We start from the raw sequence: 23,569 nt of genomic DNA on the forward strand, positions 1-23,569 counted from the left end.
GGGGGGGGGGGGCTTCTTGGGGGGGGGGGTAATTTTTTGAGCCCCCCTTGCCCCCCGGTACTCTATAAACCCTACCCCCCGCCCCCCCCCGCGGGGGGGCCGGCTGCCGGAGGGTAGCGCCGGGCTACGCCCGGCGAGCGCGCAGCGCGGCATCTCGACATCCTCGAAGAACCGCCGGGCATGGCTCGGCGCTACCGCAGGCCGGCCCCGGCTACCCCTGATTCAGACGGTTCAGGCAGAATCAGGCCATGCCCTTCCTGGATCTGCCCATGCGCATTCTGTTGCTGTCTTCCCTGTTGCTCACCGTTACCGCCTGCACCTGGGTGCCGATTGAACCGGCCGGCAAGGCGATCCGTGTGCTGCCGGCAGGCCCGGTTCCGGCAGGCTGCATCGCCAAGGGCGAGGTGGTGGTGACCGTGAAGAGCAAGGTGGGCTTCTACAACCGCAACCCGCTGCGGGTGCAGGAAGAGCTGGAAACCCTGGCCCGCAATGAGGCCCCGACCACCGGCGCCAATGCCGTGCAGGCCGCTGCGGCCCCCGCCGACGGCAGCCAGCGCTTCGCCGCTTTCCAGTGCCCGCCACGCTGAATGCTTCACCATACGGCCAAGGCTGAATTCGTAAAGATGCGGTGAAGGCCCGTGGAGTTATAGAATAGCGCCCCCTTTTGCCTGAGCCTTGGCGCTAACCTCGATGCTCTTCAAGAATGTCTCGATTGCCGGCCTGGCACACGTCGACGCGCCGCATACGCTGACGACCAAGGAAATCAACGAACGCCTGCAGCCGACGTTGGATCGCCTGGGCATCCGCACCGACGTGCTCGGCGATATCGCCGGCATCCACGCACGCCGCCTCTGGGACAACGGCGTGCTGGCGTCCGACGCGGCCACCATGGCCGGCCGCAAGGCGCTGGAAGACGCGGGCATCACCGCGACCCAGGTCGGCCTGCTGGTCAACACCTCGGTCAGCCGCGACTACCTGGAGCCGTCCACGGCCTCCATCGTGTCGGGCAACCTCGGCGTCAGCGACGAATGCATGACCTTCGACGTCGCCAATGCCTGCCTGGCCTTCATCAACGGCATGGATATCGCCGCGCGCATGCTGGAGCGCGGTGACATCGACTATGCGCTGGTGGTGGATGGCGAGACCGCCAACCTGGTGTACGAAAAGACCCTGGAGCGGATGACCGCACCGGACGTCACCGCTGACGACTTCCGCAACGAGCTGGCCGCGCTGACCACCGGCTCCGGTGCTGCCGCCATGGTGATGGCACGCTCGGAGCTGGTGCCCGACGCGCCGCGCTACAAGGGTGGCGTGACCCGTTCGGCCACCGAGTGGAACCAGCTGTGCCTGGGCAACCTGGACCGCATGGTCACCGACACCCGCATGCTGCTGATCGAAGGCATCAAGCTGGCGCAGAAGACCTTCAGTGCCGCCAAGATCGCGCTGGGCTGGGCGGTGGAGGAGCTGGACCAGTTCGTGATCCACCAGGTCAGCCAGCCGCATACCGCTGCCTTCATCAAGAACTTCGGCATCGACCCCAAGAAGGTCATGACCATCTTTGGCGAGCACGGCAACATCGGTCCGGCCTCGGTGCCGATCGTGCTGAGCAAGCTCAAGCAGCTGGGCAAGCTGAAGAAGGGCGATCGCATCGCGCTTCTGGGTATTGGTTCCGGCCTGAACTGCTCGATGGCTGAAGTGGTCTGGTAAAAAAGTCACCGCTGACCTGCCGCGCGATTGGCAGCGATGATTTTTCCAAGTGTCCAGGGGCCGGTTCTACCGGCCCTTTCTACAGGTGCGATTCGATGTCCCAGCTTCCCGGTTACCCCGCCCACCCGCAGCGTTTCGAGGTCCGTCCCGGCCTGTCGATGAACTATCTCGACGAAGGTCCGCGCGATGGCGAGGTGGTGGTGATGGTGCACGGCAACCCGTCGTGGAGCTATTACTGGCGCACGCTGGTGGCCGGCCTGTCGGACAAGTACCGCTGCATCGTGCCCGACCACATCGGCATGGGCCTGTCGGACAAGCCTGACGACAGCCGCTACGAATACACCCTGCAGTCGCGCGTGGATGATCTGGAGGCGCTGCTGGAGCACCTGGGCATCACCGGTCCGGTCACCCTGGCCGTGCACGACTGGGGCGGCATGATCGGCTTCGGCTGGGCGCTGTCGCACCACGCACAGGTCAAGCGCCTGGTGGTGCTCAACACCGCGGCCTTCCCGATGCCGGCGGCGAAGAAGATGCCGTGGCAGATCGCGCTGGGGCGGCACTGGAAGATCGGCGAGTGGATCATCCGCAGCTTCAACGCGTTCTCCTCCGGTGCCTCGTGGCTGGGCGTGGAGCGGAAGATGCCGGCCGACGTGCGCCGCGCCTACGTGTCGCCGTACAACAGCTACGCCAACCGCATCAGCACGATCCGCTTCATGCAGGACATTCCGCTGTCGCCGGCCGACAAGGCGTGGTCGCTGCTGGAGCGTGCCGGCAAGGCGTTGCCGTCGTTTGCCGATCGCCCCGCGTTCCTCGGCTGGGGGCTGCGTGACTTCGTGTTCGATCACCATTTCCTGAAGGGCTTCCAGGCCGCGCTGCCGCAGGCGCAGGTGCATGCCTTCGAGGATGCCGGGCACTACGTGCTGGAGGACAAGCACGAGGTGCTGGTGCCGGAGATCCGCGCGTTCCTGGACGCCAACCCGATCTGAGAGGTGTGCCGACCAACGGTCGGCACCCACCGGAAGAGGGAATGGGTAGGTGCCGATCGTTGGTCGGCATCCATCAGAAGAGGGAATGGGTAGGTGCCGATCGTTGGTCGGCACACCAGAAGGGTTCATGAAGTTGCCGGCCAGCGGCCGGCACTACCCCTAAGCGGCGATCGGTGCCGTCGGCGACGGGCTGTTGCCGTTGTCGTCCGGATGGTCGTCGTCGTTGTCCGCGTCGTCGCGCCAGCGCCAGTCGGCCAGCGTCAGCGGGTCCAGGCCGTAGGCGATGCGTGCCTTGTCGCACTGGGCGCTGGCCTTGCCGTACTCCCACGATGCATCCACCTCGCGGCACACGCTGGGCCGGTTGGGATGGATCGTGCAGCGCGAGTACACGCCGATCTGTGCATCCAGCGCCACGCAGCGCACCGGCTTGGAATGGGTGCCGCGCATGCACAGGCGATGCGGGTCCAGCACCTCGGTGAGCTGGTGCGGCACGCCACCGGGGGTGACCTCGTCCGATTCCATCCAGTGGAAGGCAACACGGTACTGGGTGCAGCAGGCGCCGCAGGTCATGCAGGGATGTTGCATGGGCAAGCCGCCTCGGGCGGCAATTGGCATCGGGAACGAGGATGCGGATTTTCCACGAAGTGGACCGGCGCGCAAGAAATTCCGTAAGCGGCGACAATGAACGGATGAACCGATCCTGCAACATCGCCGCGCGGCTGCCCGAGCTGGCCCGTGAACGGCCCGACCAGATCGCCATCCGCTGCCCGGGCCGCCGCGGCGCCGGCAACGGCATGGCCGCCTACGACGTCACCCTGGACTATCGCCAGCTGGATGCCCGCAGCGATGCCATGGCCGCCGGCCTGGCCGGCTACGGGATCGGCCGCGGGGTACGCGCGGTGGTGATGGTGCGGCCGTCGCCGGAGTTCTTCCTGTTGATGTTCGCCCTGTTCAAGCTGGGCGCGGTGCCGGTGCTGGTCGATCCGGGCATCGACAAGCGCGCGCTGAAGCAGTGCCTGGACGAAGCGCAGCCGCAGGCCTTCATCGGCATCCCGCTGGCGCACGTGGCCCGGCTGGCGCTGCGCTGGGCCCCCTCGGCCACCCGCCTGGTCACGGTCGGGCGGCGGCTGGGCTGGGGCGGAACCACCCTGGCGGCGCTGGAGCGTGCCGGCGCCAACGGCGGACCGATGCTGGCCGCTACCGATGGGCAGGACACCGCTGCCATCCTGTTCACCAGCGGCTCCACCGGCGTGCCCAAGGGCGTTGTCTACCGCCACCGCCATTTTGTCGGCCAGATCGAGCTGCTGGGCAGTGCCTTCGGCATGGAGGCGGGCGGGGTGGACCTGCCGACCTTCCCGCCGTTTGCCCTGTTCGATCCTGCATTGGGGCTGACCTCGGTGATTCCGGACATGGACCCGACGCGGCCGGCGCAGGCCGATCCGGGGCGCCTGCACGACGCCATCCAGCGCTTCGGGGTGACCCAGCTGTTTGGTTCGCCGGCACTGATGCGGGTGTTGGCGCGCCACGGCCGGCCGCTGCCGACGGTGACCCGGGTGACCTCGGCCGGCGCGCCGGTGCCGCCGGATGTGGTGGCCACCATCCGCAGCCTGCTGCCCGCCGACGCCCAGTTCTGGACCCCGTATGGGGCCACCGAATGCCTGCCGGTAGCAGTGGTGGAAGGCCGCGAGCTGGAACGGACCCGCGCGGCCACCGAAGCGGGTGCCGGTACCTGCGTGGGCAGCGTGGTGCCGCCCAATGAAGTGCGCATCATTGCCGTTGATGACGCACCGCTGCCGGACTGGACTCAGGCCCGTGTGCTGGCGGTGGGCGAAGTGGGAGAAATCACCGTGGCTGGCCCGACCGCCACCGACAGCTATTTCAACCGGCCGCAGGCGACGGCGGCCGCGAAGATCAGCGAGACCCTGGCCGATGGCAGCGTGCGCATCGTGCATCGCATGGGTGACGTCGGCTACTTCGATGCGCAGGGACGTCTGTGGTTCTGCGGCCGCAAGACCCATCGGGTGGAAACCGCGCACGGGCCGCTGTACACCGAACAGGTCGAACCGGTGTTCAACACTGTGGCCGGGGTGGCACGTACCGCGCTGGTGGGCGTGGGCGCCGCCGGCGCGCAGCTGCCGGTGCTGTGCGTGGAGCTGCAGCGCGGCCACGCCGATGGCCCGGTGCTGCGCGATGCGCTGCATGCCATAGCCGCGGCCCACCTGCCGGGGCTGCGCCTGCAGCATGTGCTGATGCATCCTGCGTTCCCCGTCGATATCCGTCACAACGCCAAGATCGGCCGCGAGAAGCTCGCCGTCTGGGCCAGCGCCGAACTGGAGAAGCGCGCATGAAGATCCTGGTCACCGGTGGTGGCGGTTTCCTTGGCCAGGCGCTGTGCCGCGGGCTGGTCGAGCGCGGCCATCAGGTACTGGCCTTCAATCGCAGCCACTACCCGGCGCTGCAGGCGCTGGGCGTTGGCCAGATACGGGGTGACCTGGCCGATGCACAGGCGGTGCTGCACGCGGTGGCCGGTGTCGATGCGGTGTTGCACAACGGTGCCAAGGCCGGCGCCTGGGGCAGCTATGAAAGCTACCACCAGGCCAACGTGGTCGGCACCGACAACGTCATTGCGGCCTGTCGTGCGCATGGCATCGGCAGACTGGTCTACACCTCCACGCCCAGCGTGACCCACCGGGCCACCCATCCGGTGGAAGGCCTGGGCGCGGATGAAGTGCCCTACGGCGAGAATTTCCAGGCGCCGTACGCGGCGACCAAGGCGATTGCCGAGCAGCATGTCCTGGCGGCCAACGATGCGACCCTGGCGACGGTGGCCCTGCGCCCGCGGTTGATCTGGGGGCCGGGCGACCAGCAGCTGGTGCCGCGCCTGGCCGATCGCGCGCGACAGGGCCGCCTGCGCCTGGTTGGCGATGGCAGCAACAAGGTGGATACCACCTACATCGACAATGCGGCGCTGGCGCATTTTCTTGCACTGGATGCGTTGGCACCGGGCGCGGCCTGCGCCGGCAAGGCGTACTTCATTTCCAACGGTGAGCCGTTGCCAATGCGCGAGCTGCTGAACAAGCTGCTGGCCGCGGTCGATGCGCCGGCCGTTGAGAAGACGATCAGTTTCAAGACGGCCTATCGCATCGGCGCGGTCTGCGAGCGCCTGTGGCCGCTGCTGCGGCTGCGGGGTGAGCCGCCCTTGACCCGCTTCCTGGCCGAGCAGCTTTGCACGCCGCACTGGTACAGCATGGAACCGGCACGGCGCGACTTCGGCTACGTGCCGCAGGTGAGCATCGAAGAGGGGCTTCGACGCCTGCGCGCGGCATCGTGACAGCACCCTCACAGTACTGAAGGCTTCATCGCATACAGAGGTTGCCATCACCGGTTGCACACCGGCAGATGCGCAGGATGGTCCCAACGCCACCCACGGCCGACCACCTGCGAGGAGCACCATGCTGCATTACGCCGTCATCTTCTTTGTCATCGCCATCATTGCCGCCGTGCTCGGCTTCTCCGGCATTGCCGGTGCCGCCAGCAACATTGCCTGGATCCTGTTCGTGGTGTTCCTGGTGCTGGCAGTGATCTCGATGTTCCGCAAGCGCACATGACCGCTTGAGCGGTAGTGTCGGCCGCTGGCCGGCAACCTCGATCACCCGGGGTTGCCGGTTGCCGGCCGGCACTGCCGAAGCGCGGTCAGCGCACCGCGCTGTGCAATTGGCGATCAGCGTCGTGCCGTTCCATCGCCAGTTCGATCAGGCGCGTGATCAGCGCCGTGTAGCCCACGCCACTGGCGCCCCACAGTTTCGGATACATGCTGATGCGGGTGAAGCCGGGCAGCGTGTTGACCTCGTTGATGACGATCCGCCCATCCGCGATCAGGAACACATCCACGCGCGCCATGCCGGCGCATTCCAGTGCCTGATAGGCCTGCAGCGCGATCTGCTGGATGCGCGCCTGCGCCGCTGCGTCGATCGCGGCCGGCACCACCACTTCGGCACCATCTGCGTTGATGTACTTGGTGTCGTAGGCGTAGAACTCGTCGCGCAGCACTACCTCGCCACAGATACTGGCCTGAGGCCGCTCGTTGCCCAGCACCGCGCACTCGATCTCGCGGCCGACCACGGCCGATTCCACCAGCACCTTGTGGTCGTAGCGCAGTGCAGCCTGCAATGCCTCGGCGAAACCGTCGGCGTCCTTGACCTTGCTCACACCCACCGATGAACCCTGGTTGGCGGGCTTCACGAACAGTGGCAGACCAAGCGCTTCGATCAGCGCCGTGACATCGACCGTGTCAGCTTCATGGCGTCGGATGCAGACCCATGGCGCTACCTGCAGGCCCGCATCGCGCAGCAGGCGCTTGGCCACATCCTTGTCCATCGCCACCGCCGAACCCAGTACCGGCGAACCGACGAAGGGCAGGTTGGCCATGCGCAGCAGGCCCTGCAACGCGCCGTCCTCGCCCAACGGGCCATGCACGATTGGCAGCACCACATCGATCTGGCCCAGCGCGGTGCCCACATCGACCGCCTGCAGCTGTGCCTGTTCGGCACCCGGGCGCACGGCCAGTGCGGTGCCGGAAGGACGCAGGGCGATGCGTGCCGGGTCGTCGGCATCGAGCAGGAACGTATCGGGCTGGCTGAGATGCCACTGGCCCTGCTTGTCGATACCGATCAGCACCGGTTCGAAGCGCTCGCGGTCGAGTGCGTCGAGGATGTTCTTCGCTGACTGCAGCGACACTTCGTGTTCGGAAGACCTGCCACCGAAGATGATGCCGACCCGGGTCCGTGCCATGGAATGCGATGTCCTGTGTGATGCGTGGCTGCATAGCATGAACCTTCATCGGCCCTGCGCGTGAGGCACAGATGAACCCGAAATCCCTTCGCACGCGTCAATTGCGCATGCCCCTGATCTACCGTGTCGACCAAGGTCGACACCTACCAACCGACTGAGGTTGCCGGCCAGCGGCCGCAATACCGCAAGCACCACGGCTACCGGAAACCTGTCGAAGGCGGGGCGGTGTGGGTTTGCGGGGTGTGAGCCGCATGGATGCGGCGACCAAGCCCCCAGGACGGGTTCACGGCGGCCCCGCACACCCACAGTGCCCCGCCTCCCCACAGCACGTCGGCTTTTGATGTTGCCGTTGCGTCTGCGGGTGCCGGGCGGCAGCCCGGCCCAAGCCCGCCACCGGCGCAGGTAGAATGCGCACATGGCTCTTTCCCTGCTCAAGTCCCTCAAGCCGGTCGCCGGCCGCGCCCTGCAGATCGCCCTGAACCGCGCCCTGGCGCTGGATCCGGATACCCGCCACGCGCTGGCCAGCCTGGATGGCCGGCATATCGACCTGACCCTGGAAGCACCGCCGTTGGCGATGCGCATCAGCGTTGACGGTGACCAGCTGCGGGTGGGGCCGGTGGGCGCGCAGGAGGCCGATCTGGCCGTGCGCAGCAGCCTGGCTGGCGTGCTCGCACAGCTGCCGCTGCTGGCCAATGCCCGCCAGGGAGCCGACAACGGCAAGGGCCGCGTGCGTGTGGCCGGCGATGCCGAGCTGGCGCGTCGCCTGCAGCAGCTGGCCAAGGGCTTCGACCCGGATTGGCAGCAGCCGTTCGTCAGCGTATTCGGCGAGGTGCTGGGCGTGCAGGTCGCCAACACCCTGCGCAGCGCCCTGCAGCATGCCCGTCAGGGCGCCATCGACCTCGCCCACAGCGCCGCCGAATTCATTACCGAGGAATCGCGCGACGTGGTTCCGCGTGCCGAACTGGATGCCTTCCACGATGACGTGGACGTGCTGCGTGACGACGTTGAGCGCCTCGGCGCGCGCGTGCAGCGCCTGCGGGGTGCTGCATGAAGGCGCTGCTGCGGGCCAGCCGCATCGGCCGGGTGATCCTTCGCTACCGTCTGGACGACCTGCTGCAGGGCACGCCGGCCGAGCGCTGGCTGCGGCTGGCCAAACCGTTCGTACCGCGTGCCTCGGCCGCGATCGCGGCACAGTCGCGGGGCGCGCGCCTGCGCCTGGCGCTGCAGGACCTGGGGCCGATCTTCGTCAAGTTCGGGCAGATCCTGTCGACCCGCCGCGACCTGGTGCCGCCAGACGTGGCCAACGAGCTGACTCTGCTGCAGGACCGGGTCAAGCCGTTCGACGGCGAGACCGCGCGCCGCATCGTTGAACAGACCCTCGGCCTGCCGGTCAGCGAAGCCTTCGCCAGCTTCGATACCGAGCCGCTGGCATCGGCCTCGATCGCGCAGGTGCATGCGGCCACGCTGGCCGATGGCCGCCAGGTGGTGGTCAAGGTGCTGCGCCCGGGCATCGAGAAGCAGATCGACGCGGATATCGCATTGCTCAATTCGCTGGCCACGCTGGTCGAGCGCACCCACCCCCGTGCCGACAAGATCCGTCCGCGCGAAGTGGTGGCCGAAGTGGAGAACACCCTGGCCGCCGAGCTGGACCTGCAGCGCGAAGGCGCCAATGCCAGCGTGCTGCGCCGCTTCTGGGAGAACTCCGACGATCTGTATGTGCCGGAAGTGATCTGGAGCCACACCGCCGAACGCGCGCTGACCCTGGAACGCGTATGGGGCATCCCCTCCGATGACATCGCTGCACTGGACAAGGCCGGTATCGACCGCAAGGCGCTGGCGGCCAAGGGCGTGCGGGTGTTCTACACCCAGGTGTTCCGCGACAACTTCTTCCATGCCGACGCACATGCCGGCAACATCTGGGTCGATACCGATCCGGCACGCCGCAACAACCCGCGTTTCATCGCGCTCGATTTCGGCATCATGGGCCAGCTGTCGCAGGAAGATCAGTACTACCTGGCCGAGAATTTCATGGCCATCTTCAACCGCGATTACCGCCGCATCGCCGAGCTGCACGTCCAGGCGCGCTGGATGCCGGACAACGTGCGCATCGACGATCTCGAGGCCGCGGTGCGCTCGGTGTGCGAGCCGTACTTCACGCGGCCGCTGTCGCAGATCTCGCTGGCCGAAGTGCTGATGAAGCTGTTCCGCGTGGCCCAGCGCTACCAGTTGACCCTGCAGCCACAGCTGATCCTGCTGCAGAAGACCCTGCTGAACATCGAAGGCGTGGGCCGCCAGCTGGACCCGCAGATCGACATCTGGGCGGTGGCCAAGCCGGTGCTGGCCAGGATCCTGCGCGAGCGCTACAGCCCGCGCCGCGTCGTGCGGGAAATCGGCAAGCGCCTGCCGGAAATCATGACCCATGCGCCGGACATGCCGCGCCTGGTGCACGCCTGGCTGACCCAGCAGGTGGAAGGACGGCATGAACTGGCGATGCGTTCGCGCGACCTGGTGGCGTTGGATGCCAGCGTGCAGCGCCTGCAGAAGCATGCCGTCGGTGCCATCACCGGTGTCGGCCTGCTGGCCATTGCCGCGTTGATGTACGTGCTGCAGCCGCCAGGCTGGTACTGGGGCGACCTGCCGATGTGGAGCTGGGTATCCGGTGCGGTGGGTGCCTTGGCACTGGCACGGGCCTGGTGGCGTTGACCGCCACAGACTGAGAACAGCGACGACGGCGAACCGCCGTCGCTTCCCCGGTTACCAGTGGTAGCCCAGGCCCAGCTGGGAATGCACGCTCTGGAAGCGATCCAGGCGCGTTCTGTGCCAGGTCTTGCCCAGTCCGATGTCCAGCACCAGGTGCTCGCCCAACGGCTGGCTGCGGCGCAGGAACATGCGCTTGGCGTCGTGCTCGCGCAGCAGCAGCGGATCGGCCTCGGCGGTATAGCCGGACGTGCCGCTGCCCAGCCACAGCTGGGTCGAACCACGCCCCTGGCTGTCCTTCAGGCGCAGCGACAGGGTGGTGCCATGGCCGTCGGGGCCATTGCTCTGGCGATGACGCTCATGCCTGATCGACGCCGTTACCCGCGGGAAGTAGTGCGAAGCACCCACCGACCAGCCACTCACGTAGCCGCTGCCGTGATACTCGGCGTACTTGCCACCAAGGCTCAGCACGGTCTGGTCCGCCACGTTCCAGTACAGGTCCTGGTTGAGCTGGCGATTGACGAACACCGGGTCGTCGTTGGAGGCGATCACGGCGGTACGGGTGGACAGGCGTGGCGACCAGGTGTGGTGCAGCGAGCCCTGCACGCGATTACCGGCAAATCGCGCGTTGCCGTAGTCGCGCTCACCGTGGGCCAGGCCCAGGTGCCAGCGGCTGTCGCCGGTGCGGCCGGCGACTTCCAGGGTCTGCACGTCGCGCTTGCCGAAGCCTTCGTTGTAGTCGGCGCTGTCCAGTTGCAGCGATACCCGATCGACGCCGGCATGGGCGCTGGCAGCAGCCAGCAACAGGGCGCACGGCAGTGCGCCACGAATGATCAATCGCATGGTGATTACTCCAGGGGTTGGGAATGCAGGTGTTGCAGCAGCCGGTAGCGGCCTGGTGGCAGGTTGCGTTCCACGGTGATGCGTGGTCCGAACAGGCTGCCGGGTGCGACGATGCGACCGGGCAGGATGATCACCCCGACGCCCAGCGCCGCGCGTGCGCCGATCCAGGCACCGAGCTTGTCGCGCCCGCTGTCGATGATCTGGCCATTGCTGTGCACGGCGACGGTGTGGCCATCCAGCCGGTGGTTGCTGGTGCGCACCAGGGCGCCCAGATAGGCGTGATGATCGATGCGGCTGTCGCCGATGAAGCACTGCGGCCCGATGCTCACGCCGGGGCCTATCAGTGCATGCTTGATCTCGCTGGCGAAACCGATGCGGGTGCCATCGTCAATGCGCAGCGGGCCGCGCAGCAACGCATGATTGCCAATCAGGCAGTCACGCCCGATCCATACCGGGCCCTGGATGCAGGCGCCATCGCAGATCCGGCTGCCGGCGCCGACATGCACCGCGCCACGCAGCGATGCCTGCGCAGAGACCTCGGCGCCCGGATCGATATGGGTCTGCAGCGATGCCAGTTCGCTGGCCAGCGTGTCCAGCTCACTCCACCACATGCGGATACCTCGTCGGCTTGTCGCGCGCAGGCTCGCGGCCGGTGAAAAGACCCTTCAGTCCATGGACCAGCCAGATTGCGTAGGCCAGCAGCACGTACAACATGGACAACGCTGCGGCCGGCACCAGCCACGGGCACCGATGGTGCACGGCACTGACCAGGCCCAGCACCATCACGATGCCGATCCACACCAGCGGCACCACGGCCACCACCATCCCGGCGGGGCCATGTACGGCGGTTGCGCCCAGCCACAGCTGCAGCGCTGCGACGACGCCGACCAGCGCCAGCAGGATCATCGGCAGGATGCTGAACAGACCGAAGCGGGTCAGCAGCAACCTTCGATGCAGGCGCATGCATACCGCATAGCCGACGATCCAGCGCCGCCAGCGTCGCCATTCCTCCACCAGCGTGTTGCATTCCTGCGGGTAGACCACGCAGCGGATGCTCTGCCGCACACGATAGCCCTGGGCCACCAGCGACCAGGACATGTCCAGGTCCTCGACCCGGGTGCGGTCGGAAAAGCCCACCTTGCGCAGCACGCTGGTGCGGAACAGCCCGCACGAGCCGGAGACGATGAACGGCGCACCGCCCAGCCACTGCTGGAAGCTGCGCTTGATGACGATCATCGGCAGCTTCAGGCTGGCGCGCACATGGGGCAGCAGGCCGGCGCCCTGCAGGCATGAGGAGGGCACGCCGCCCACCGCGTCGGCACCGCGTTCGATCTCGGCCAGCAAGTGGCCCAGGCCATCGCTGCGCGGATCAACGCGGGTATCGGCATCGGTCAGGAACACCTGCGCGGCGCTGGCATGCTGCAGCCCATGCATCAGCGCGCCGCCCTTGCCGGTGTTGGCCTGGTGCACGGCCAGCAGGCGGCCGGGCCACTGCAGCTGCAGTGCATCGAGCACCTGCGCGGTACCATCGGTGGACCCATCATTCACACAGATCACGCGTGCGATGTACGGGTTGTGCAGCAGATCGGTAAGCGAACGCTGCAGGCACGGCGCCTCGTTGTAGGCCGGTACGATGGCATCGATGCAGCACCGGCGCTGGCTGGGCCTGCGCGATGCATGCACCAGCAGGCGCACGATGATGAAGGCGCACATGGCAAGGAACAGCAGGGTTTTCATCACAGCACCATCCGGTGTGCCTGGAAGCCTTCGCTGGGACCGATGCCGACCTGCTGGCCGCGGAACTGCGCATGGCAGCGCAGATGGCTTTCCTGCATGTAGTGGCGATCGCCCTGGCTGGTGTGCTCGTGCAGCGCGCGGATCTTCAGCTCCAGCTGCGCGCTGATGTCCTCAAATACCTGCGGCGCGAACTGCGGCAGCGTGCTGGGGCTCTCGTAGCACAGGATCTGCGGGGTCCTGCGGCAGGCGATCACCGTTGCTTCGTGGGTGGTGCGATGGTCCTGGTGGTGATCTTCGCCGCACATCGTGTAGATGCGATGCGGAGCGATCATGGCGCAGGCCTGTTCGATCGCCGCGATGATGTCGTTGCGGCAGCTGGGAAAGCGTGTGTCCGGGAAATCCTGCTGGATCACATCGATGACTCCCAGGCGACGCAGCGCGCGGTGTGATTCGTCGCTGCGATCGGTGCCGTCGTGGCAGCCGCGTCCCCCACGGCTGAGCACCAGCGCGTGGATGCGTGCACCGTCACGCGCGAGCTTGGCCAGGCTGCCGCCGCAGCCGAGCTCGATGTCGTCGGGGTGGGCACCGATTGCCAGAATGTCGAGAGCCATGGCCGTGTCCTTCAAACCGGGTGGGCGGCGGACAGGTGTGCTGTCCCCGCGTGAAGAGACGGGGACTATCGCAATAAAAAAAGCCGAAACAGGCCTAGGAATCGTCCGAAACGCCCTGCATTGGGCAACAATTGGCGCTGTCACGTGGCGAACGCATTGGACGGTGGCCGTGAACCTGTCGAACCTGAAGGAAGATCTGGCCCGTTTCGGTGCCGAAAACGACGCGCGCGAAACCGAACGCGGCCGCCGCATGCTCAACATCACTGCCGATACCGGCGAGCTGCTCTCGGTGCTGGTGCGTTTCGGGCAGGCGCGGCGGGTGCTGGAAATCGGCACCTCCAATGGCTATTCCACGCTGTGGCTGGCCGAAGCCGCTGCCGCTATCGACGGCCATGTAACCACCCTGGAATATGCGGACGACAAGGTAGCGTTGGCGCGTGACACCTTCGACCGCAGCGGTCTGGGTGCACGCATCACACTGGTCCACGTCGATGCCGGGCAATGGCTGGCACAGGCCGACGACGCCAGCGTCGATCTGTTGTTCCTCGATTCGGCCCGTGGGCAGTACGCCGGCTGGTGGCCGCAGCTGCGCCGCGTGCTGCGCCCGGGTGGCCTGCTGGTGGTGGACAACGCAACTTCGCATGCGCAACAGATGGAGCCGCTGCGGGCACTGCTGGACGCAGACGGGGACTTCAGCACCAGCCTGGTGCCGGTGGGCAATGGCGAGCTGCTGGCCTTCCGCAATGCCTGACCCCGGTAGCGTCGGCCGCTGGCCGGCAACCGCAACAATCAGGCTGCCCGGCGGCAGCCGGCCAGCGGCCGGCTCTACCGCATTCAGTGCCCAGCCCGGATAATCGCGCGGTGAGTACCGAACCTGACACCCTCGCCGCGGTCGAGACCGAAACCGCGCCCCTGCAGCTGCTGCACCTGGACGAGCGTCTGGCCGTGGTCAACAAGCCGGCCGGCCTGATGGTCCACGACAGCAAGCTGGCCCGTGGCGAAGATGATTTTCTGGCTGACCGCCTGCGTGAGCAGCTGGGCCGACCGATCTTCCTGGTCCACCGCCTGGACCGGGCGACCAGTGGCTGCCTGCTGCTGGCCTTCGACCGCGAAACCGCCAGCACGCTGGGCAAGGCGCTGATGGGCGGAGAGGTCAGCAAGGATTACCTGGCCATCTGCCGCGGTTGGCCGGCCGAGGAGAGCTGGCAGGTCGACCATGACCTGGATGGCGGCCCGGGCAAGCCGGTGAAGAAGCCGGCGGTGACCGGTTTCCAACGCCTGGCAACCGGCGAGCTGTCAGTGCCGGTGGGCGAGTTCACCAGCTCGCGCTATGCATTGCTGCGCTGCCAGCCGCTGACCGGGCGCTTCCGGCAGATCCGCCGCCATCTGAAGCATCTGTCGCATCACCTGATCGGCGACACCAGCCACGGGGATGGACGCCACAACCGCAATTTCCGCATGCAGGGCGTGCACCGCATGCTGCTGCACGCCGAGCGCCTGCGCTTCCCGCATCCGGACGGCGGCATGCTGGACGTGCGCGCCCCGGTGGACGGCGAGTTCCAGAAGGCCATGGACCTGTTCGGCTGGCAGGTGCCATAGCGGTAGCGCCGGGCCATGCCCGGCGGCTTCTACGATGAAACGGCCGCGCTTCGCGCTCGCCGGGCATGGCCCGGCGCTCCCGCCTCACTTCTTTTCCGGCTCGTTGACGATCGCTTCCAGGTCCTTCTGCAGATCGGCAAACAACGGCTGCATGCGCGTCTGGATCGCCACCATCACGTTCTGCATCAGCGCCGGGGTCTTGTCGAGCAGGCTCTGGCCGGCCGGGCTCTCATAGAATTCGGCCATCGCCAGCACGTCTTCCTTGCTGAAGGTCTTCTTGTACAGGTCCACGTACATCGGCCGCAGCTGCTGCCACGACAACGCCTGGCGAAGGGTCTGGCTGGTGCGCGCCTGGATGCGCTGCAGCTGTTCCTTCTGCTGGTCGTTGAGTTGGCGCTGTGCGGCGACCTGCTTGAACTGCTGCTGCTGCATCGTTTCGATCTGCGGCAGCATGGTGTCGATCATGCTCTGCGCGCGCGAGGCCGACAGCAGCCGGTTGATATCGCCATCGGTGGGCGCTGCGGCCAGCGCTGGGGTGCTGGCCGCAACCAGAGCCAGCAGGAGGGCAGTGCGGCGCAGCAGGGAGGGAACGAAGCGGGTCATGCGAAGCGTCCTGGCAATACACGGGGATGGCCAGCATACCGCCGACAAAGGCGAAGGCTACGTGTTCGGTACCTGATCGGCGGCATACGGGACGCGATGGCAGCCACGGCCACGCGGCTGCCGCTACAATGCGCGTATGGGCAGTGGACCGGTCACCATCAGCGCGCAGCTTGAAATCCCCGACGGCGAGATCGTCGAGCGTTTCGTGCGTGCCAGCGGTGCCGGTGGGCAGAACGTCAACAAGGTCTCCACTGCGGTGGAACTGCGTTTCGACATCGCCGGCTCGCCCTCGTTGCCCGAACCGTTGCGCGAACGCCTGCTGGCGCGGCGCGACCGGCGCATGACCGGCGAAGGCGTGCTGGTCATCGATGCGCAACGTTTCCGGACCCAGGATCGCAATCGCGAGGATGCGCGCGAGCGGCTGGCGGCCTTCATCCAGGCCGGGCTGCACGTGCCCAAGCCACGCAAGGCCACCAAGCCGACCCATGGGTCCAAACTGCGTCGTCTGGACGCCAAACGCGGGCGCGCGCAGGTCAAGCGCGGACGCTCATCACGTGACTGGGAGTGATTGCTTGAACAACCCGACGCCGTTGCTGCCGGCCATTCCGCCGAACATGCCGCAGGTCAGACCGAACCGTTTCCTGCGCTGGCTGGCGCGCTGCACCCTGCGCATGGGCGGCTGGAAGGTGACCGGCACCCTGCCCGACATCCCGAGGCTGGTTTTCATCATTGCACCGCATTCGTCCAACTGGGACGGCCTGTGGGGCATGGCGGCCAAGATCGCGCTGGGCATGAAAGTGAAAGTGCTGGGCAAGGCATCGCTGTTCTGGTGGCCACTGGGCCCGCTGCTGCACAAGCTGGGGGTGATCCCACTGGACCGCAGTTCGCCGCAGGGCACCGTCGGCCAGGCGGTGGACCTGCTGCGCAACAACGAGAAGATGTGGTTCGCCATCACCCCGGAAGGCACGCGCAAGGCGGTGAAGGACTGGAAGGCCGGCTTCCTGAAAATCGCGCGGATGGCCGACGTGCCGGTCCTGGCCGCGTATTTCCATTACCCGGAAAAGATCATCGGCATCGGCCCGGTGTTCCATCCCAGCGGCGACGACGCGGCCGACATGGCGGCGATCCGTGAGTTCTACCGGCCCTGGATCGGCAAGACCCGCGGCACGGTCTGAGCCGGCCGCTGCCGGCGGCGTAGACGCCACGTCCGGCACATGCCGGGCGCCCGGGACAGGAGTAGGGTGGAGGGCTGCCATTCCGTACCGTCTGCCCAAGGAGCGTTTTACATGTCGCGTACCGTAGTCCTGGCCGCCGCCATCAGCCTGGCGCTGGCGGCCTGTTCCGGCAAGGAGTCCACCCCCGTGTCCGAAGCCCAGAAAGCCCCGGCCCAGCAGCCGGCCGAAGCCTCCACCAACCCGCTGTTGAGCGCGAGCAGCCTGCCGTTCCAGGCGCCGCCCTTCGACAAGATCAAGGACAGCGACTACCTGCCGGCGTTCGAAGAAGGCATGCGCCAGCACCTGGCCGACGTGCGCAAGATCGCCGACAGCACCGAGCCGGCTACCTTCGACAACACCATCGTGGCGATGGAGCGCAGCGGCGAGACCTTGACCCGCGTGTCGCGCATCTTCTTCGGCCTGGTCCAGGCCGATACCAACGATGCCCGCCAGAAGATCCAGGAAGAAGTGGCACCCAAGCTGGCCGCGCACCAGGACGAGATCAACCTCGATCCCAAGCTGTTCGCGCGCGTGAAGTCGCTGTACGACCAGCGCGAGACGCTCAGCCTGGACCCGGTGCAGAAGCGCCTGGTCGAGCATTACTACGATGGCCTGGTGCGCTCCGGCGCGCAGCTGTCCGACGCCGACAAGGCCAGCCTGCGCAAGCTGAACGTGGAAGAGACCACGCTCTCCACCCAGTTCCACACCCGCCTGGTTGCCGCCACCGCCGCCGCCGCCGTTGTCGTCGATGACAAGGCCAAGCTGGCCGGCCTGGACGAAGGTGCGATCAACAATGCTGCCTCGGCCGCCAAGGACCGCAAGCTGGATGGCAAGTTCCTGCTGCCGCTGCAGAACACCACCCAGCAGCCGGTGCTCGGCTCGCTGAGCGACCGCGACCAGCGCGCCGCCGTGCTCAAGGCTTCGGAAACCCGCGCCGAGCGTGGCGATGCTAACGATACCCGGCAGACCGTGCAGCGCCTGGCCCAGCTGCGTGCGCAGAAGGCCAAGCTGCTGGGCTTTGATACCTTCGCCGACTACCAGCTGGGCGACCAGATGGCCAAGACCCCGGCTGCCGCGCTGAAACTGCTGACCGACACCGTGCCGGCGGCCACCGCCAAGGCACGCGCCGAGGCCGGTGAGATCCAGAAGGTGATTGACGCCCAGAAGGGTGGTTTCCAGGTCGCCGCCTCGGATTGGGATTTCTACGCGGAGCAGGTGCGCAAGGCCAAGTACGATCTGGACGAATCGCAGGTCAAGCCGTACTTCGAGCTGGACAACGTGCTGCAGAATGGCGTCTTCTACGCCGCCACCCAGCTGTACGGCATCACCTTCAAGCCGCGCACCGACATTCCGACCTACAACCCGGACATGAAGGTGTACGAAGTGTTCGACAAGGACGGCACTTCGCTGGCCCTGTTCTACACCGACTACTTCAAGCGTGACAGCAAGTCCGGCGGCGCCTGGATGGACGTGTTCGTCGAGCAGGACGGCCTGACCGGTGCCAAGCCGGTGGTCTACAACGTCTGCAACTTCACCAAGCCGGCCGCCGGCCAGCCTGCGCTGATCAGCTTCGACGACGTCACCACGATGTTCCATGAGTTCGGCCATGCGCTGCACGGCATGTTCTCGAACGTGAAGTACCCGTCGATCGCCGGCACCGCCACCTCGCGCGATTTCGTCGAGTTCCCGTCGCAGTTCAATGAGCACTGGGCGCTGGATCCGAAGGTGTTCGCCAACTACGCCAAGCACTACAAGACCGGCGAGGCGATGCCGCAGGAGCTGGTCGACAAGATCCTCAAGGCGCGCAGCTTCAACCAGGGCTATGCCACCACCGAGTACCTGTCGGCGGCATTGCTGGACCTGGCCTGGCACACGCAGAAGGCTGATGCCCCGCTGCAGGATGTGGGGGCCTTCGAAGCCGGCGCGCTGAAGAAGTTCAAGGTCGACCTGCCGCAGGTGCCGCCGCGCTACCGCACCACCTACTTCGACCACATCTGGGGTGGCGGCTACTCGGCCGGTTACTACGCCTACTTCTGGGCCGAGGTGCTGGACCATGACGCCTACCAGTGGTTCACCGAACACGGTGGCCTGACGGCGGCCAACGGCCAGGAGTTCCGCGACAAGATCCTCTCGCGCGGCAACAGTGTGGAACTGTCGACCCTGTACCGTGATTTCCGCGGCAAGGACCCTTCGGTGGAGCCGCTGCTGAAGTTCCGCGGGCTGAAGTAAGAACGCGAAAACGGCGGGGGCAACCCCGCCGTTTTTTGTTGCGTCGATGCCATCGACAGATTCCGCAGTTCGCCGCTCATCCTCGCCATCCCACGGAAATCCAGCCTCTGCTGTTGCTGTCGCTGTTGGAGGTTGCCGGCCAGCGGCCGGCACTACCGGGTGCCGGGCGCAGCCCGGCCATCACGTTCCCACATGCACCCGGTTTGCCTGCTCGGCCAACCCCAGGTGGTCCAACGCGATATCCAGCGCCAGCACATAGCTCTGCGCGCCGTACCCGGCGGCGATGCCCAGGCGCTGGCCGACACCGGCCGGCAGACATGGCTCGGCCACCGCACCATCGTCGTGCACTTCCACGTAGGCGTTGTGCAGGTAAGGCAGCAGGCGCTGCAGGCGCAGGCTGTTGGCACACGCGCCGGGGTCCAGCAGGGTGACTTCGCCGCGGCTGTGGTCGGCCACGCGCAGTGCGTCCAGCAGTTCCTGTTCAGAGCCGCAGGCACGGATCGCCACGCTGGTACCGGCATCGATCGCACGGTGCACCAGCGATTTCAGCACCGGTGCCGGCAGCGGCAGCGCCGTGCGGATCAGCGCACCGGCTGCTTCCGGGCCGCGGATGATGAAGATCGACATGGCTCAACCCTCCTGTGCCAGGCGGCGGCCGACGATGGCCAGCGACAACGGATAACCGGCCTGCTGGCTGCGCTGGTCGACCACCACGGCAGCGGGACCGTGCTGCAGACGCAGCCGCGCCTCCAGGCCGCGCTCGCTGGGCGCCTGCAGCTCGATGTACTGCGCCGGCAGCCGTTCCAGCGCCGCCTGCAGTGCACCACCCTCGGCCTGCCATTGCGCCTCGTCGGCCACGCCGACATCCAGCAGCACCCAGTCGGCCGAACGCGCCTGCGGCTGGCACAGGCACTGGCGGACTTCGGACAGGCTGGCGCAGTCGCTGCACAGCACGCGATGGCCGCCCAGCTGCGCGGGCAGCTGCGGGCGTGGCGCCGACAAGGACGCGTGGCGGATCACCAGGAGGGTCATACAACACCTTGCGGAATGCGCCCTGCGGCGCGGTGGGCACACGATGCGCGCGGTGCCCGTAAAGGTGCGATGCCCGATGCCGGGCCGGGGCGTAAAACCTGCGTAACCCGTGCATCGGTCGCGCCGGGCCATGCCCGGCGGCGTGTTGGAACGGCCACGCTGTGCGCTCGCCGGGCGTGGCCCGGCGCGACCGGGAACCTCCGGCACCTGCTCGCAGTCTGATGCCGACACCACCCACCCGGAACCTGACATGGATGCTGTTGCCCGCCCCCCGTTTTCACAGCGCGCGCTTGTCTGGCTGAAAAAGGAGGCGCTGCCATTGCTGGTGATGCTGGGCCTGCTGGCTGCGGCCCGCGACACCCTGGCCAACCACTACGTAGTGCCCAGCGGCTCGATGCAGCCGACCCTGCAGCCCGGCGACCGCGTCGTGGTGGACATGCGCGCCTACGGCCTGCGGCTGCCGTTCACCAGCAAGCAGCTGCTGGCTACCGGCACGCCGCAGCGCGGTGAAGTGGCGGTGTTCGATTCGCCTGCCGACGGTACCCGACTGATCAAGCGTGTGGCGGCCGTGGCCGGCGACCACGTGCAGCTGCACGGCGGCCACCTGAGCATCAACGGTCGGCCGCTGCAGACCGCCGACCTGCAGGATGTGGAAGCCTTCGGCGAGCGCCGCGCCCGCCTGGATCTGGACAGGGGCGGTGGCCCGGACATCACCGATCTGCAGGTGCCAGCGGGCAAGGTGCTGGTGCTGGGCGACCACCGCGGCGATAGCTTCGATGGCCGCTTCTTCGGCTTCGTAGACGCTGACAAGATCTACGGCCGCGCGCTGGCGGTCTATTACCGCAGTGGCGAAGGCTTCGAATGGCAGCACCTGTAAGCTGAATTGATATTTGGTAAGTATCAATCCTGACTTATCAGGTTATGGATCGACTGGATGGACCGGCCTAGTCTGGGGCCTGTTCTTCCTGCTGCCGGCCGCCCCCACGGCCTATCGATCCGATGACTGGCGAAATCCCGGCGGCCGCTGCCGACCGCCCCCGCACTGTTGAAAGCCCCGCCGACACCCGCATCCAACAAGGCACGCCGGCGTTCCGCCGTACCGCGCTGGCGCTGTTCCTGGCCGGCTTTTCCACCTTCGGCCTGCTGTATACGGTGCAGCCGCTGCTGCCCGAGTTCAGCCGCCACTTCGGCGTCTCCGCCGCCGGCAGTGCAATGTCGCTGTCGCTGACCACCGGCACGCTGGCCGTGGCGATGCTGCTGGCCGGACTGCTGTCCGATGCGGTCGGCCGCCGTCCGCTGATGATCGTCGCGCTGCTGGCGTCGGCCACGTTGTCGTTGTGTACCGCGCTGGTGGATGACTGGTCCACGATGCTGGTGCTGCGCACCTTGCTCGGCCTGGCGCTGAGTGGTGTACCGGCGGTGGCGATGACCTATCTGGTTGAAGAGATGGACAGCCGCGCGCTGGGCCTGGCGATGGGCCTGTACATCGGCGGCAATGCCATCGGCGGCATGAGCGGGCGCCTGCTGGCCGGTATCATCGCCGACCATTGGGGCTGGCGCTGGGGCATCGGCGTGGTTTCGATCATCGCCGTGGCCAGTACCGTGCTGCTGTGGCTGCAGCTGCCGCCGTCGCGGCACTTCCAAGCCAGCCGCAGTGGCCTGCGCCAGTTGCCTGCGCGCTGGCGCACGCTGTTCGCCGACCCGGGCCTGCCGTGGCTGTTTGCCACCTCGTTCGTGCTGATGGGCGTGTTCGTCACCCTCTACAACTACCTCGGCTACCACCTGCTGGCGCCGCCGTACCGCCTCAGCCAGACCGTGGTCGGCCTGATCTTCAGCGTGTACCTGGTGGGCACCTTCAGCTCTGCCTGGATGGGCCAGCAGGCGACCCGATATGGCCGTGGCCGCATCCTGTCGATCTCGTTCGGCCTGATCGGCGTGGGCATCGCGCTGTTGGCCATGCCGTGGCTGTCGGCGATGGCCGTGGGCATCGCGCTGGTGACCTTTGGCTTCTTCGGCGGCCATTCGGTGGCCAGCAGCTGGGTCGGCAGCCGTGCCGGATCGATGCGTGCCGAAGCTTCGGCGCTGTACCTGTTTGCCTACTACCTGGGTTCCAGCGTGCTGGGCGCGGTGGGCGGCCTGGCCTATGCCGCGTGGGATTGGCTGGGCGTGTGCGCGTTCGCCGCTGTGCTGACCTTGATCGGTGGCGGCATTGTCTGGGCTTTGCAGCAGCGCGCCCCACAGCCGGCGACGGCCTGACACAACGCGCGCTCCACTGGGGCGCGGCGCTGCTCTGGTAGATGCCGACCTTGGTCGGCGCTCCAACCAAGGTTGGCATCTACCAAAGCTGCATGGTCGGCCGCATCAGCCCTCTGCAAACGCCTCGCGCAGCAGGCCAGCGAAATTGCGGATCAGTGGCGTGACGCCTTCGCGGCGCCATGCCAGCTGCACTTCCGAATGCGCACCGGCATCGGCCAGCGGAACGAAACGCGCGCCTTCCACCCGGATGTGGTCGCACGACGATGGCAGGATCGCCGCGCCCAGGCCCGCCGCCGCCAGGCTGATCAATGTCGACGCTTCGCCCGCTTCCTGCACGATGCGCGGGGTGAACCCGGCCGCCGCACACAGCGCGATCATGTGGTCATGGATACCGGCACCGGCGGTGCGGCGGAACGCCACGAACGGTTCCTGGGCGAAATCATGCAGCGACAGCGCGCCCTGCCTGGAAAGACGGCGCAGCGCAGGGTGGTCGGCGTGCACGATCAGCGCCAGCGGATCGACGAACAGGCTGTGCGCCACCAGTTCGGCCGGCAGCGTACGTTTGCGGATGATGCCCACATCCAGGCTGCCATCGAGCAGCGCGTCGATCTGCTGCAGGGTGTTCATCTCGCTCAGCTGCAGGCGCACCTGCGGGTACTGCTGGCGGTAGTGCAGGATCGACCGTGGAATCTGCGGTGACAGCGGCGTGGCGCGGGTCAGCCCGATGCGCAGCTCGCCCTGCTCACCACGCTGCGCGCGCTGCACTTCGTCCACCGCAGATTCGACCTGCAGCACGATGGCACGCGCGCGCTCCTGCAGCAGCTCGCCCGCAGGCGTCAGCTGTACACGGCGATGACTGCGCACGAACAAGCGCGCGCCAATCAGTTCCTCCAGCTGGCGGATCTGCTGGCTGAGTGGCGGCTGCGACATCCCCAGACGCTCCGCCGCCTGGCCGAAGTGCAGCGTATCGGCAACGGCTAGGAAGTAACGCAGGTGACGCAGTTCGATCGACATGGGCCCAGTCTAGCCAGACCGGCACCGGGCCTGGTGTCTTCTTCGATCGTTTGTATGTCATCCACGCATGGCGTGGATCCGTGTCGACCAAGGTCGACACCTACCAACAGTTCCAGGAATCTGTCTAAGGCGGGGTGGGTCCGGTTGCGGGGGCGTGAGCCGCATGGATGCGGCGACCGAGCTTACAGGGACGTACTTGCAGCGTCCCCCGTAACCGGACTCACCCCGCCATTCCACGGATAGCCCGCAG

Annotated in this window: 25 protein-coding genes; 15 read left to right on the top strand and 10 right to left on the bottom strand. The window is 67.0% G+C overall.

Annotated elements, in window-relative coordinates:
* Nucleotides 1-269: 269 nt before the first annotated feature.
* The 3 genes from ACVOLJ_RS19445 (at nt 270) to ACVOLJ_RS19455 (ending at nt 2,693) form a co-directional block, all read left to right on the top strand.
* Nucleotides 270-587 (top strand): DUF4156 domain-containing protein, encoded by a 318-nt coding sequence (locus ACVOLJ_RS19445; protein WP_475281189.1) that lies wholly within the window; start codon nt 270-272, stop codon nt 585-587.
* 103 nt (nt 588-690) lie between these two features.
* Entirely contained in the window at nt 691-1,707 is a 1,017-nt protein-coding gene (locus ACVOLJ_RS19450) for a 3-oxoacyl-ACP synthase III (RefSeq protein WP_481564864.1), read from the top strand.
* Between the two features lie 95 nt (nt 1,708-1,802).
* The gene (locus tag ACVOLJ_RS19455) at nt 1,803-2,693 is read left to right on the top strand and encodes an alpha/beta fold hydrolase (RefSeq protein ID WP_481564866.1); all 891 of its coding nucleotides are present in this window, start codon (nt 1,803-1,805) and stop codon (nt 2,691-2,693) included.
* 159 nt (nt 2,694-2,852) lie between these two features.
* On the opposite strand, the gene ACVOLJ_RS19460 is transcribed toward ACVOLJ_RS19455, so the two are convergent.
* Nucleotides 2,853-3,278 carry a YkgJ family cysteine cluster protein gene (locus tag ACVOLJ_RS19460; RefSeq protein WP_475281192.1) on the bottom strand — a complete coding sequence of 142 codons (426 nt, stop codon included), beginning with the start codon at nt 3,276-3,278 and terminating at the stop codon, nt 2,853-2,855.
* A gap of 104 nt (nt 3,279-3,382) precedes the next feature.
* Between ACVOLJ_RS19460 and oleC the strand changes: the two genes are divergently transcribed.
* The 3 genes from oleC (at nt 3,383) to ACVOLJ_RS19475 (ending at nt 6,301) form a co-directional block, all read left to right on the top strand.
* Nucleotides 3,383-5,041, top strand: coding sequence for an olefin beta-lactone synthetase (gene oleC, locus ACVOLJ_RS19465; protein ID WP_481564867.1), 1,659 nt, complete (start codon nt 3,383-3,385; stop codon nt 5,039-5,041).
* Nucleotides 5,038-6,024, top strand: a complete 987-nt coding sequence (oleD, locus tag ACVOLJ_RS19470) for a 2-alkyl-3-oxoalkanoate reductase (RefSeq protein ID WP_481564868.1) — start codon at nt 5,038-5,040, stop codon at nt 6,022-6,024. The genes oleC and oleD overlap by 4 nt, the downstream gene beginning before the upstream one ends.
* A 121-nt stretch (nt 6,025-6,145) precedes the next feature.
* The gene (locus tag ACVOLJ_RS19475) at nt 6,146-6,301 is read left to right on the top strand and encodes a DUF1328 domain-containing protein (protein WP_025875842.1); all 156 of its coding nucleotides are present in this window, start codon (nt 6,146-6,148) and stop codon (nt 6,299-6,301) included.
* 85 nt (nt 6,302-6,386) lie between these two features.
* Here ACVOLJ_RS19475 and ddlA read toward each other — a convergent pair whose 3' ends face one another.
* Complete coding sequence (gene ddlA / locus ACVOLJ_RS19480; RefSeq protein ID WP_481564869.1) at nt 6,387-7,484, bottom strand: D-alanine--D-alanine ligase; 1,098 nt, start codon at nt 7,482-7,484, stop codon at nt 6,387-6,389.
* 415 nt (nt 7,485-7,899) lie between these two features.
* On the opposite strand from ddlA, the gene ACVOLJ_RS19485 reads away from it, so the two are divergent.
* A complete protein-coding gene (locus ACVOLJ_RS19485) occupies nt 7,900-8,535 on the top strand; it encodes a ubiquinone biosynthesis accessory factor UbiJ (protein ID WP_475280830.1) in 636 nt (211 codons plus the stop codon).
* On the top strand, nt 8,532-10,187 hold the full coding sequence (gene ubiB, locus ACVOLJ_RS19490) for a ubiquinone biosynthesis regulatory protein kinase UbiB (RefSeq protein ID WP_481564870.1): 1,656 nt from the start codon (nt 8,532-8,534) through the stop codon (nt 10,185-10,187). The genes ACVOLJ_RS19485 and ubiB overlap by 4 nt, the downstream gene beginning before the upstream one ends.
* Before the next feature lie 51 nt (nt 10,188-10,238).
* On the opposite strand, the gene ACVOLJ_RS19495 is transcribed toward ubiB, so the two are convergent.
* Genes ACVOLJ_RS19495 through ACVOLJ_RS19510 form a run of 4 tightly spaced genes read right to left on the bottom strand, consistent with a single transcriptional unit; the run spans nt 10,239 to nt 13,372 of the window.
* Nucleotides 10,239-11,024: a YaiO family outer membrane beta-barrel protein gene (locus ACVOLJ_RS19495; protein WP_481564871.1), complete on the bottom strand. Its 786-nt coding sequence runs from the start codon at nt 11,022-11,024 to the stop codon at nt 10,239-10,241.
* Between the two features lie 5 nt (nt 11,025-11,029).
* Nucleotides 11,030-11,635 (bottom strand): LbetaH domain-containing protein, encoded by a 606-nt coding sequence (locus tag ACVOLJ_RS19500; protein WP_481564872.1) that lies wholly within the window; start codon nt 11,633-11,635, stop codon nt 11,030-11,032.
* The gene (locus ACVOLJ_RS19505; RefSeq protein WP_475280834.1) at nt 11,622-12,761 is read right to left on the bottom strand and encodes a glycosyltransferase family 2 protein; all 1,140 of its coding nucleotides are present in this window, start codon (nt 12,759-12,761) and stop codon (nt 11,622-11,624) included. The genes ACVOLJ_RS19500 and ACVOLJ_RS19505 overlap by 14 nt, the downstream gene beginning before the upstream one ends.
* Complete coding sequence (locus tag ACVOLJ_RS19510; RefSeq protein ID WP_475280835.1) at nt 12,761-13,372, bottom strand: PIG-L deacetylase family protein; 612 nt, start codon at nt 13,370-13,372, stop codon at nt 12,761-12,763. Before ACVOLJ_RS19510 ends, ACVOLJ_RS19505 begins: the two co-directional genes overlap by 1 nt.
* A 163-nt stretch (nt 13,373-13,535) precedes the next feature.
* Here ACVOLJ_RS19510 and ACVOLJ_RS19515 point away from each other — a divergent pair, with 163 nt between their 5' ends.
* Nucleotides 13,536-14,123: an O-methyltransferase gene (locus ACVOLJ_RS19515; protein ID WP_481564873.1), complete on the top strand. Its 588-nt coding sequence runs from the start codon at nt 13,536-13,538 to the stop codon at nt 14,121-14,123.
* A gap of 86 nt (nt 14,124-14,209) precedes the next feature.
* Nucleotides 14,210-14,971 carry a pseudouridine synthase gene (locus ACVOLJ_RS19520; protein ID WP_475280837.1) on the top strand — a complete coding sequence of 254 codons (762 nt, stop codon included), beginning with the start codon at nt 14,210-14,212 and terminating at the stop codon, nt 14,969-14,971.
* An 84-nt stretch (nt 14,972-15,055) separates the two neighbouring features.
* On the opposite strand, the gene ACVOLJ_RS19525 is transcribed toward ACVOLJ_RS19520, so the two are convergent.
* Nucleotides 15,056-15,574 (bottom strand): DUF2059 domain-containing protein, encoded by a 519-nt coding sequence (locus ACVOLJ_RS19525; RefSeq protein ID WP_475280838.1) that lies wholly within the window; start codon nt 15,572-15,574, stop codon nt 15,056-15,058.
* A 136-nt stretch (nt 15,575-15,710) separates the two neighbouring features.
* Between ACVOLJ_RS19525 and arfB the strand changes: the two genes are divergently transcribed.
* The 3 genes from arfB (at nt 15,711) to dcp (ending at nt 19,017) form a co-directional block, all read left to right on the top strand.
* Nucleotides 15,711-16,142, top strand: a complete 432-nt coding sequence (gene arfB / locus ACVOLJ_RS19530; RefSeq protein ID WP_475280839.1) for an alternative ribosome rescue aminoacyl-tRNA hydrolase ArfB — start codon at nt 15,711-15,713, stop codon at nt 16,140-16,142.
* Between the two features lie 4 nt (nt 16,143-16,146).
* A complete protein-coding gene (locus tag ACVOLJ_RS19535; RefSeq protein ID WP_475280840.1) occupies nt 16,147-16,749 on the top strand; it encodes a lysophospholipid acyltransferase family protein in 603 nt (200 codons plus the stop codon).
* Between the two features lie 111 nt (nt 16,750-16,860).
* Nucleotides 16,861-19,017: a peptidyl-dipeptidase Dcp gene (gene dcp, locus ACVOLJ_RS19540; protein WP_475280841.1), complete on the top strand. Its 2,157-nt coding sequence runs from the start codon at nt 16,861-16,863 to the stop codon at nt 19,015-19,017.
* A gap of 180 nt (nt 19,018-19,197) precedes the next feature.
* Here dcp and ACVOLJ_RS19545 read toward each other — a convergent pair whose 3' ends face one another.
* Both ACVOLJ_RS19545 and ACVOLJ_RS19550 read right to left on the bottom strand, forming a co-directional pair.
* Nucleotides 19,198-19,644, bottom strand: a complete 447-nt coding sequence (locus ACVOLJ_RS19545; protein WP_475280842.1) for a 3-dehydroquinate dehydratase — start codon at nt 19,642-19,644, stop codon at nt 19,198-19,200.
* Nucleotides 19,645-19,647: 3 nt separating this feature from the next.
* The gene (locus tag ACVOLJ_RS19550; protein ID WP_475280843.1) at nt 19,648-20,049 is read right to left on the bottom strand and encodes a hypothetical protein; all 402 of its coding nucleotides are present in this window, start codon (nt 20,047-20,049) and stop codon (nt 19,648-19,650) included.
* A 250-nt stretch (nt 20,050-20,299) separates the two neighbouring features.
* Here ACVOLJ_RS19550 and lepB point away from each other — a divergent pair, with 250 nt between their 5' ends.
* Complete coding sequence (gene lepB, locus ACVOLJ_RS19555) at nt 20,300-20,926, top strand: signal peptidase I (protein WP_481564874.1); 627 nt, start codon at nt 20,300-20,302, stop codon at nt 20,924-20,926.
* Nucleotides 20,927-21,048: 122 nt separating this feature from the next.
* Nucleotides 21,049-22,305 (top strand): MFS transporter, encoded by a 1,257-nt coding sequence (locus tag ACVOLJ_RS19560; protein ID WP_481564875.1) that lies wholly within the window; start codon nt 21,049-21,051, stop codon nt 22,303-22,305.
* A gap of 105 nt (nt 22,306-22,410) precedes the next feature.
* Here the strand turns inward: ACVOLJ_RS19560 and ACVOLJ_RS19565 are convergent, their stop codons facing one another.
* Nucleotides 22,411-23,319, bottom strand: a complete 909-nt coding sequence (locus tag ACVOLJ_RS19565; RefSeq protein ID WP_481564876.1) for a LysR family transcriptional regulator — start codon at nt 23,317-23,319, stop codon at nt 22,411-22,413.
* Nucleotides 23,320-23,569 lie beyond the last annotated feature (250 nt).

This window comes from Stenotrophomonas sp. STEN046, assembly GCF_056759755.1.

Bases quoted from the DNA above. Each gene is read 5' to 3' on its own strand.
- ACVOLJ_RS19445 (WP_475281189.1), top strand. From the start codon at position 270: ATGCGCATTCTGTTGCTGTCTTCCCTGTTGCTCACCGTTACCGCCTGC.
- ACVOLJ_RS19450 (WP_481564864.1), top strand. From the start codon at position 691: ATGCTCTTCAAGAATGTCTCGATTGCCGGCCTGGCACACGTCGACGCG.
- ACVOLJ_RS19455 (WP_481564866.1), top strand. From the start codon at position 1,803: ATGTCCCAGCTTCCCGGTTACCCCGCCCACCCGCAGCGTTTCGAGGTC.
- ACVOLJ_RS19460 (WP_475281192.1), bottom strand. From the start codon at position 3,278: ATGCAACATCCCTGCATGACCTGCGGCGCCTGCTGCACCCAGTACCGT.
- oleC (WP_481564867.1), top strand. From the start codon at position 3,383: ATGAACCGATCCTGCAACATCGCCGCGCGGCTGCCCGAGCTGGCCCGT.
- oleD (WP_481564868.1), top strand. From the start codon at position 5,038: ATGAAGATCCTGGTCACCGGTGGTGGCGGTTTCCTTGGCCAGGCGCTG.
- ACVOLJ_RS19475 (WP_025875842.1), top strand. From the start codon at position 6,146: ATGCTGCATTACGCCGTCATCTTCTTTGTCATCGCCATCATTGCCGCC.
- ddlA (WP_481564869.1), bottom strand. From the start codon at position 7,484: ATGGCACGGACCCGGGTCGGCATCATCTTCGGTGGCAGGTCTTCCGAA.
- ACVOLJ_RS19485 (WP_475280830.1), top strand. From the start codon at position 7,900: ATGGCTCTTTCCCTGCTCAAGTCCCTCAAGCCGGTCGCCGGCCGCGCC.
- ubiB (WP_481564870.1), top strand. From the start codon at position 8,532: ATGAAGGCGCTGCTGCGGGCCAGCCGCATCGGCCGGGTGATCCTTCGC.
- ACVOLJ_RS19495 (WP_481564871.1), bottom strand. From the start codon at position 11,024: ATGCGATTGATCATTCGTGGCGCACTGCCGTGCGCCCTGTTGCTGGCT.
- ACVOLJ_RS19500 (WP_481564872.1), bottom strand. From the start codon at position 11,635: ATGTGGTGGAGTGAGCTGGACACGCTGGCCAGCGAACTGGCATCGCTG.
- ACVOLJ_RS19505 (WP_475280834.1), bottom strand. From the start codon at position 12,761: ATGAAAACCCTGCTGTTCCTTGCCATGTGCGCCTTCATCATCGTGCGC.
- ACVOLJ_RS19510 (WP_475280835.1), bottom strand. From the start codon at position 13,372: ATGGCTCTCGACATTCTGGCAATCGGTGCCCACCCCGACGACATCGAG.
- ACVOLJ_RS19525 (WP_475280838.1), bottom strand. From the start codon at position 15,574: ATGACCCGCTTCGTTCCCTCCCTGCTGCGCCGCACTGCCCTCCTGCTG.
- arfB (WP_475280839.1), top strand. From the start codon at position 15,711: ATGGGCAGTGGACCGGTCACCATCAGCGCGCAGCTTGAAATCCCCGAC.
- dcp (WP_475280841.1), top strand. From the start codon at position 16,861: ATGTCGCGTACCGTAGTCCTGGCCGCCGCCATCAGCCTGGCGCTGGCG.
- ACVOLJ_RS19545 (WP_475280842.1), bottom strand. From the start codon at position 19,644: ATGTCGATCTTCATCATCCGCGGCCCGGAAGCAGCCGGTGCGCTGATC.
- ACVOLJ_RS19550 (WP_475280843.1), bottom strand. From the start codon at position 20,049: ATGACCCTCCTGGTGATCCGCCACGCGTCCTTGTCGGCGCCACGCCCG.
- lepB (WP_481564874.1), top strand. From the start codon at position 20,300: ATGGATGCTGTTGCCCGCCCCCCGTTTTCACAGCGCGCGCTTGTCTGG.
- ACVOLJ_RS19560 (WP_481564875.1), top strand. From the start codon at position 21,049: ATGACTGGCGAAATCCCGGCGGCCGCTGCCGACCGCCCCCGCACTGTT.
- ACVOLJ_RS19565 (WP_481564876.1), bottom strand. From the start codon at position 23,319: ATGTCGATCGAACTGCGTCACCTGCGTTACTTCCTAGCCGTTGCCGAT.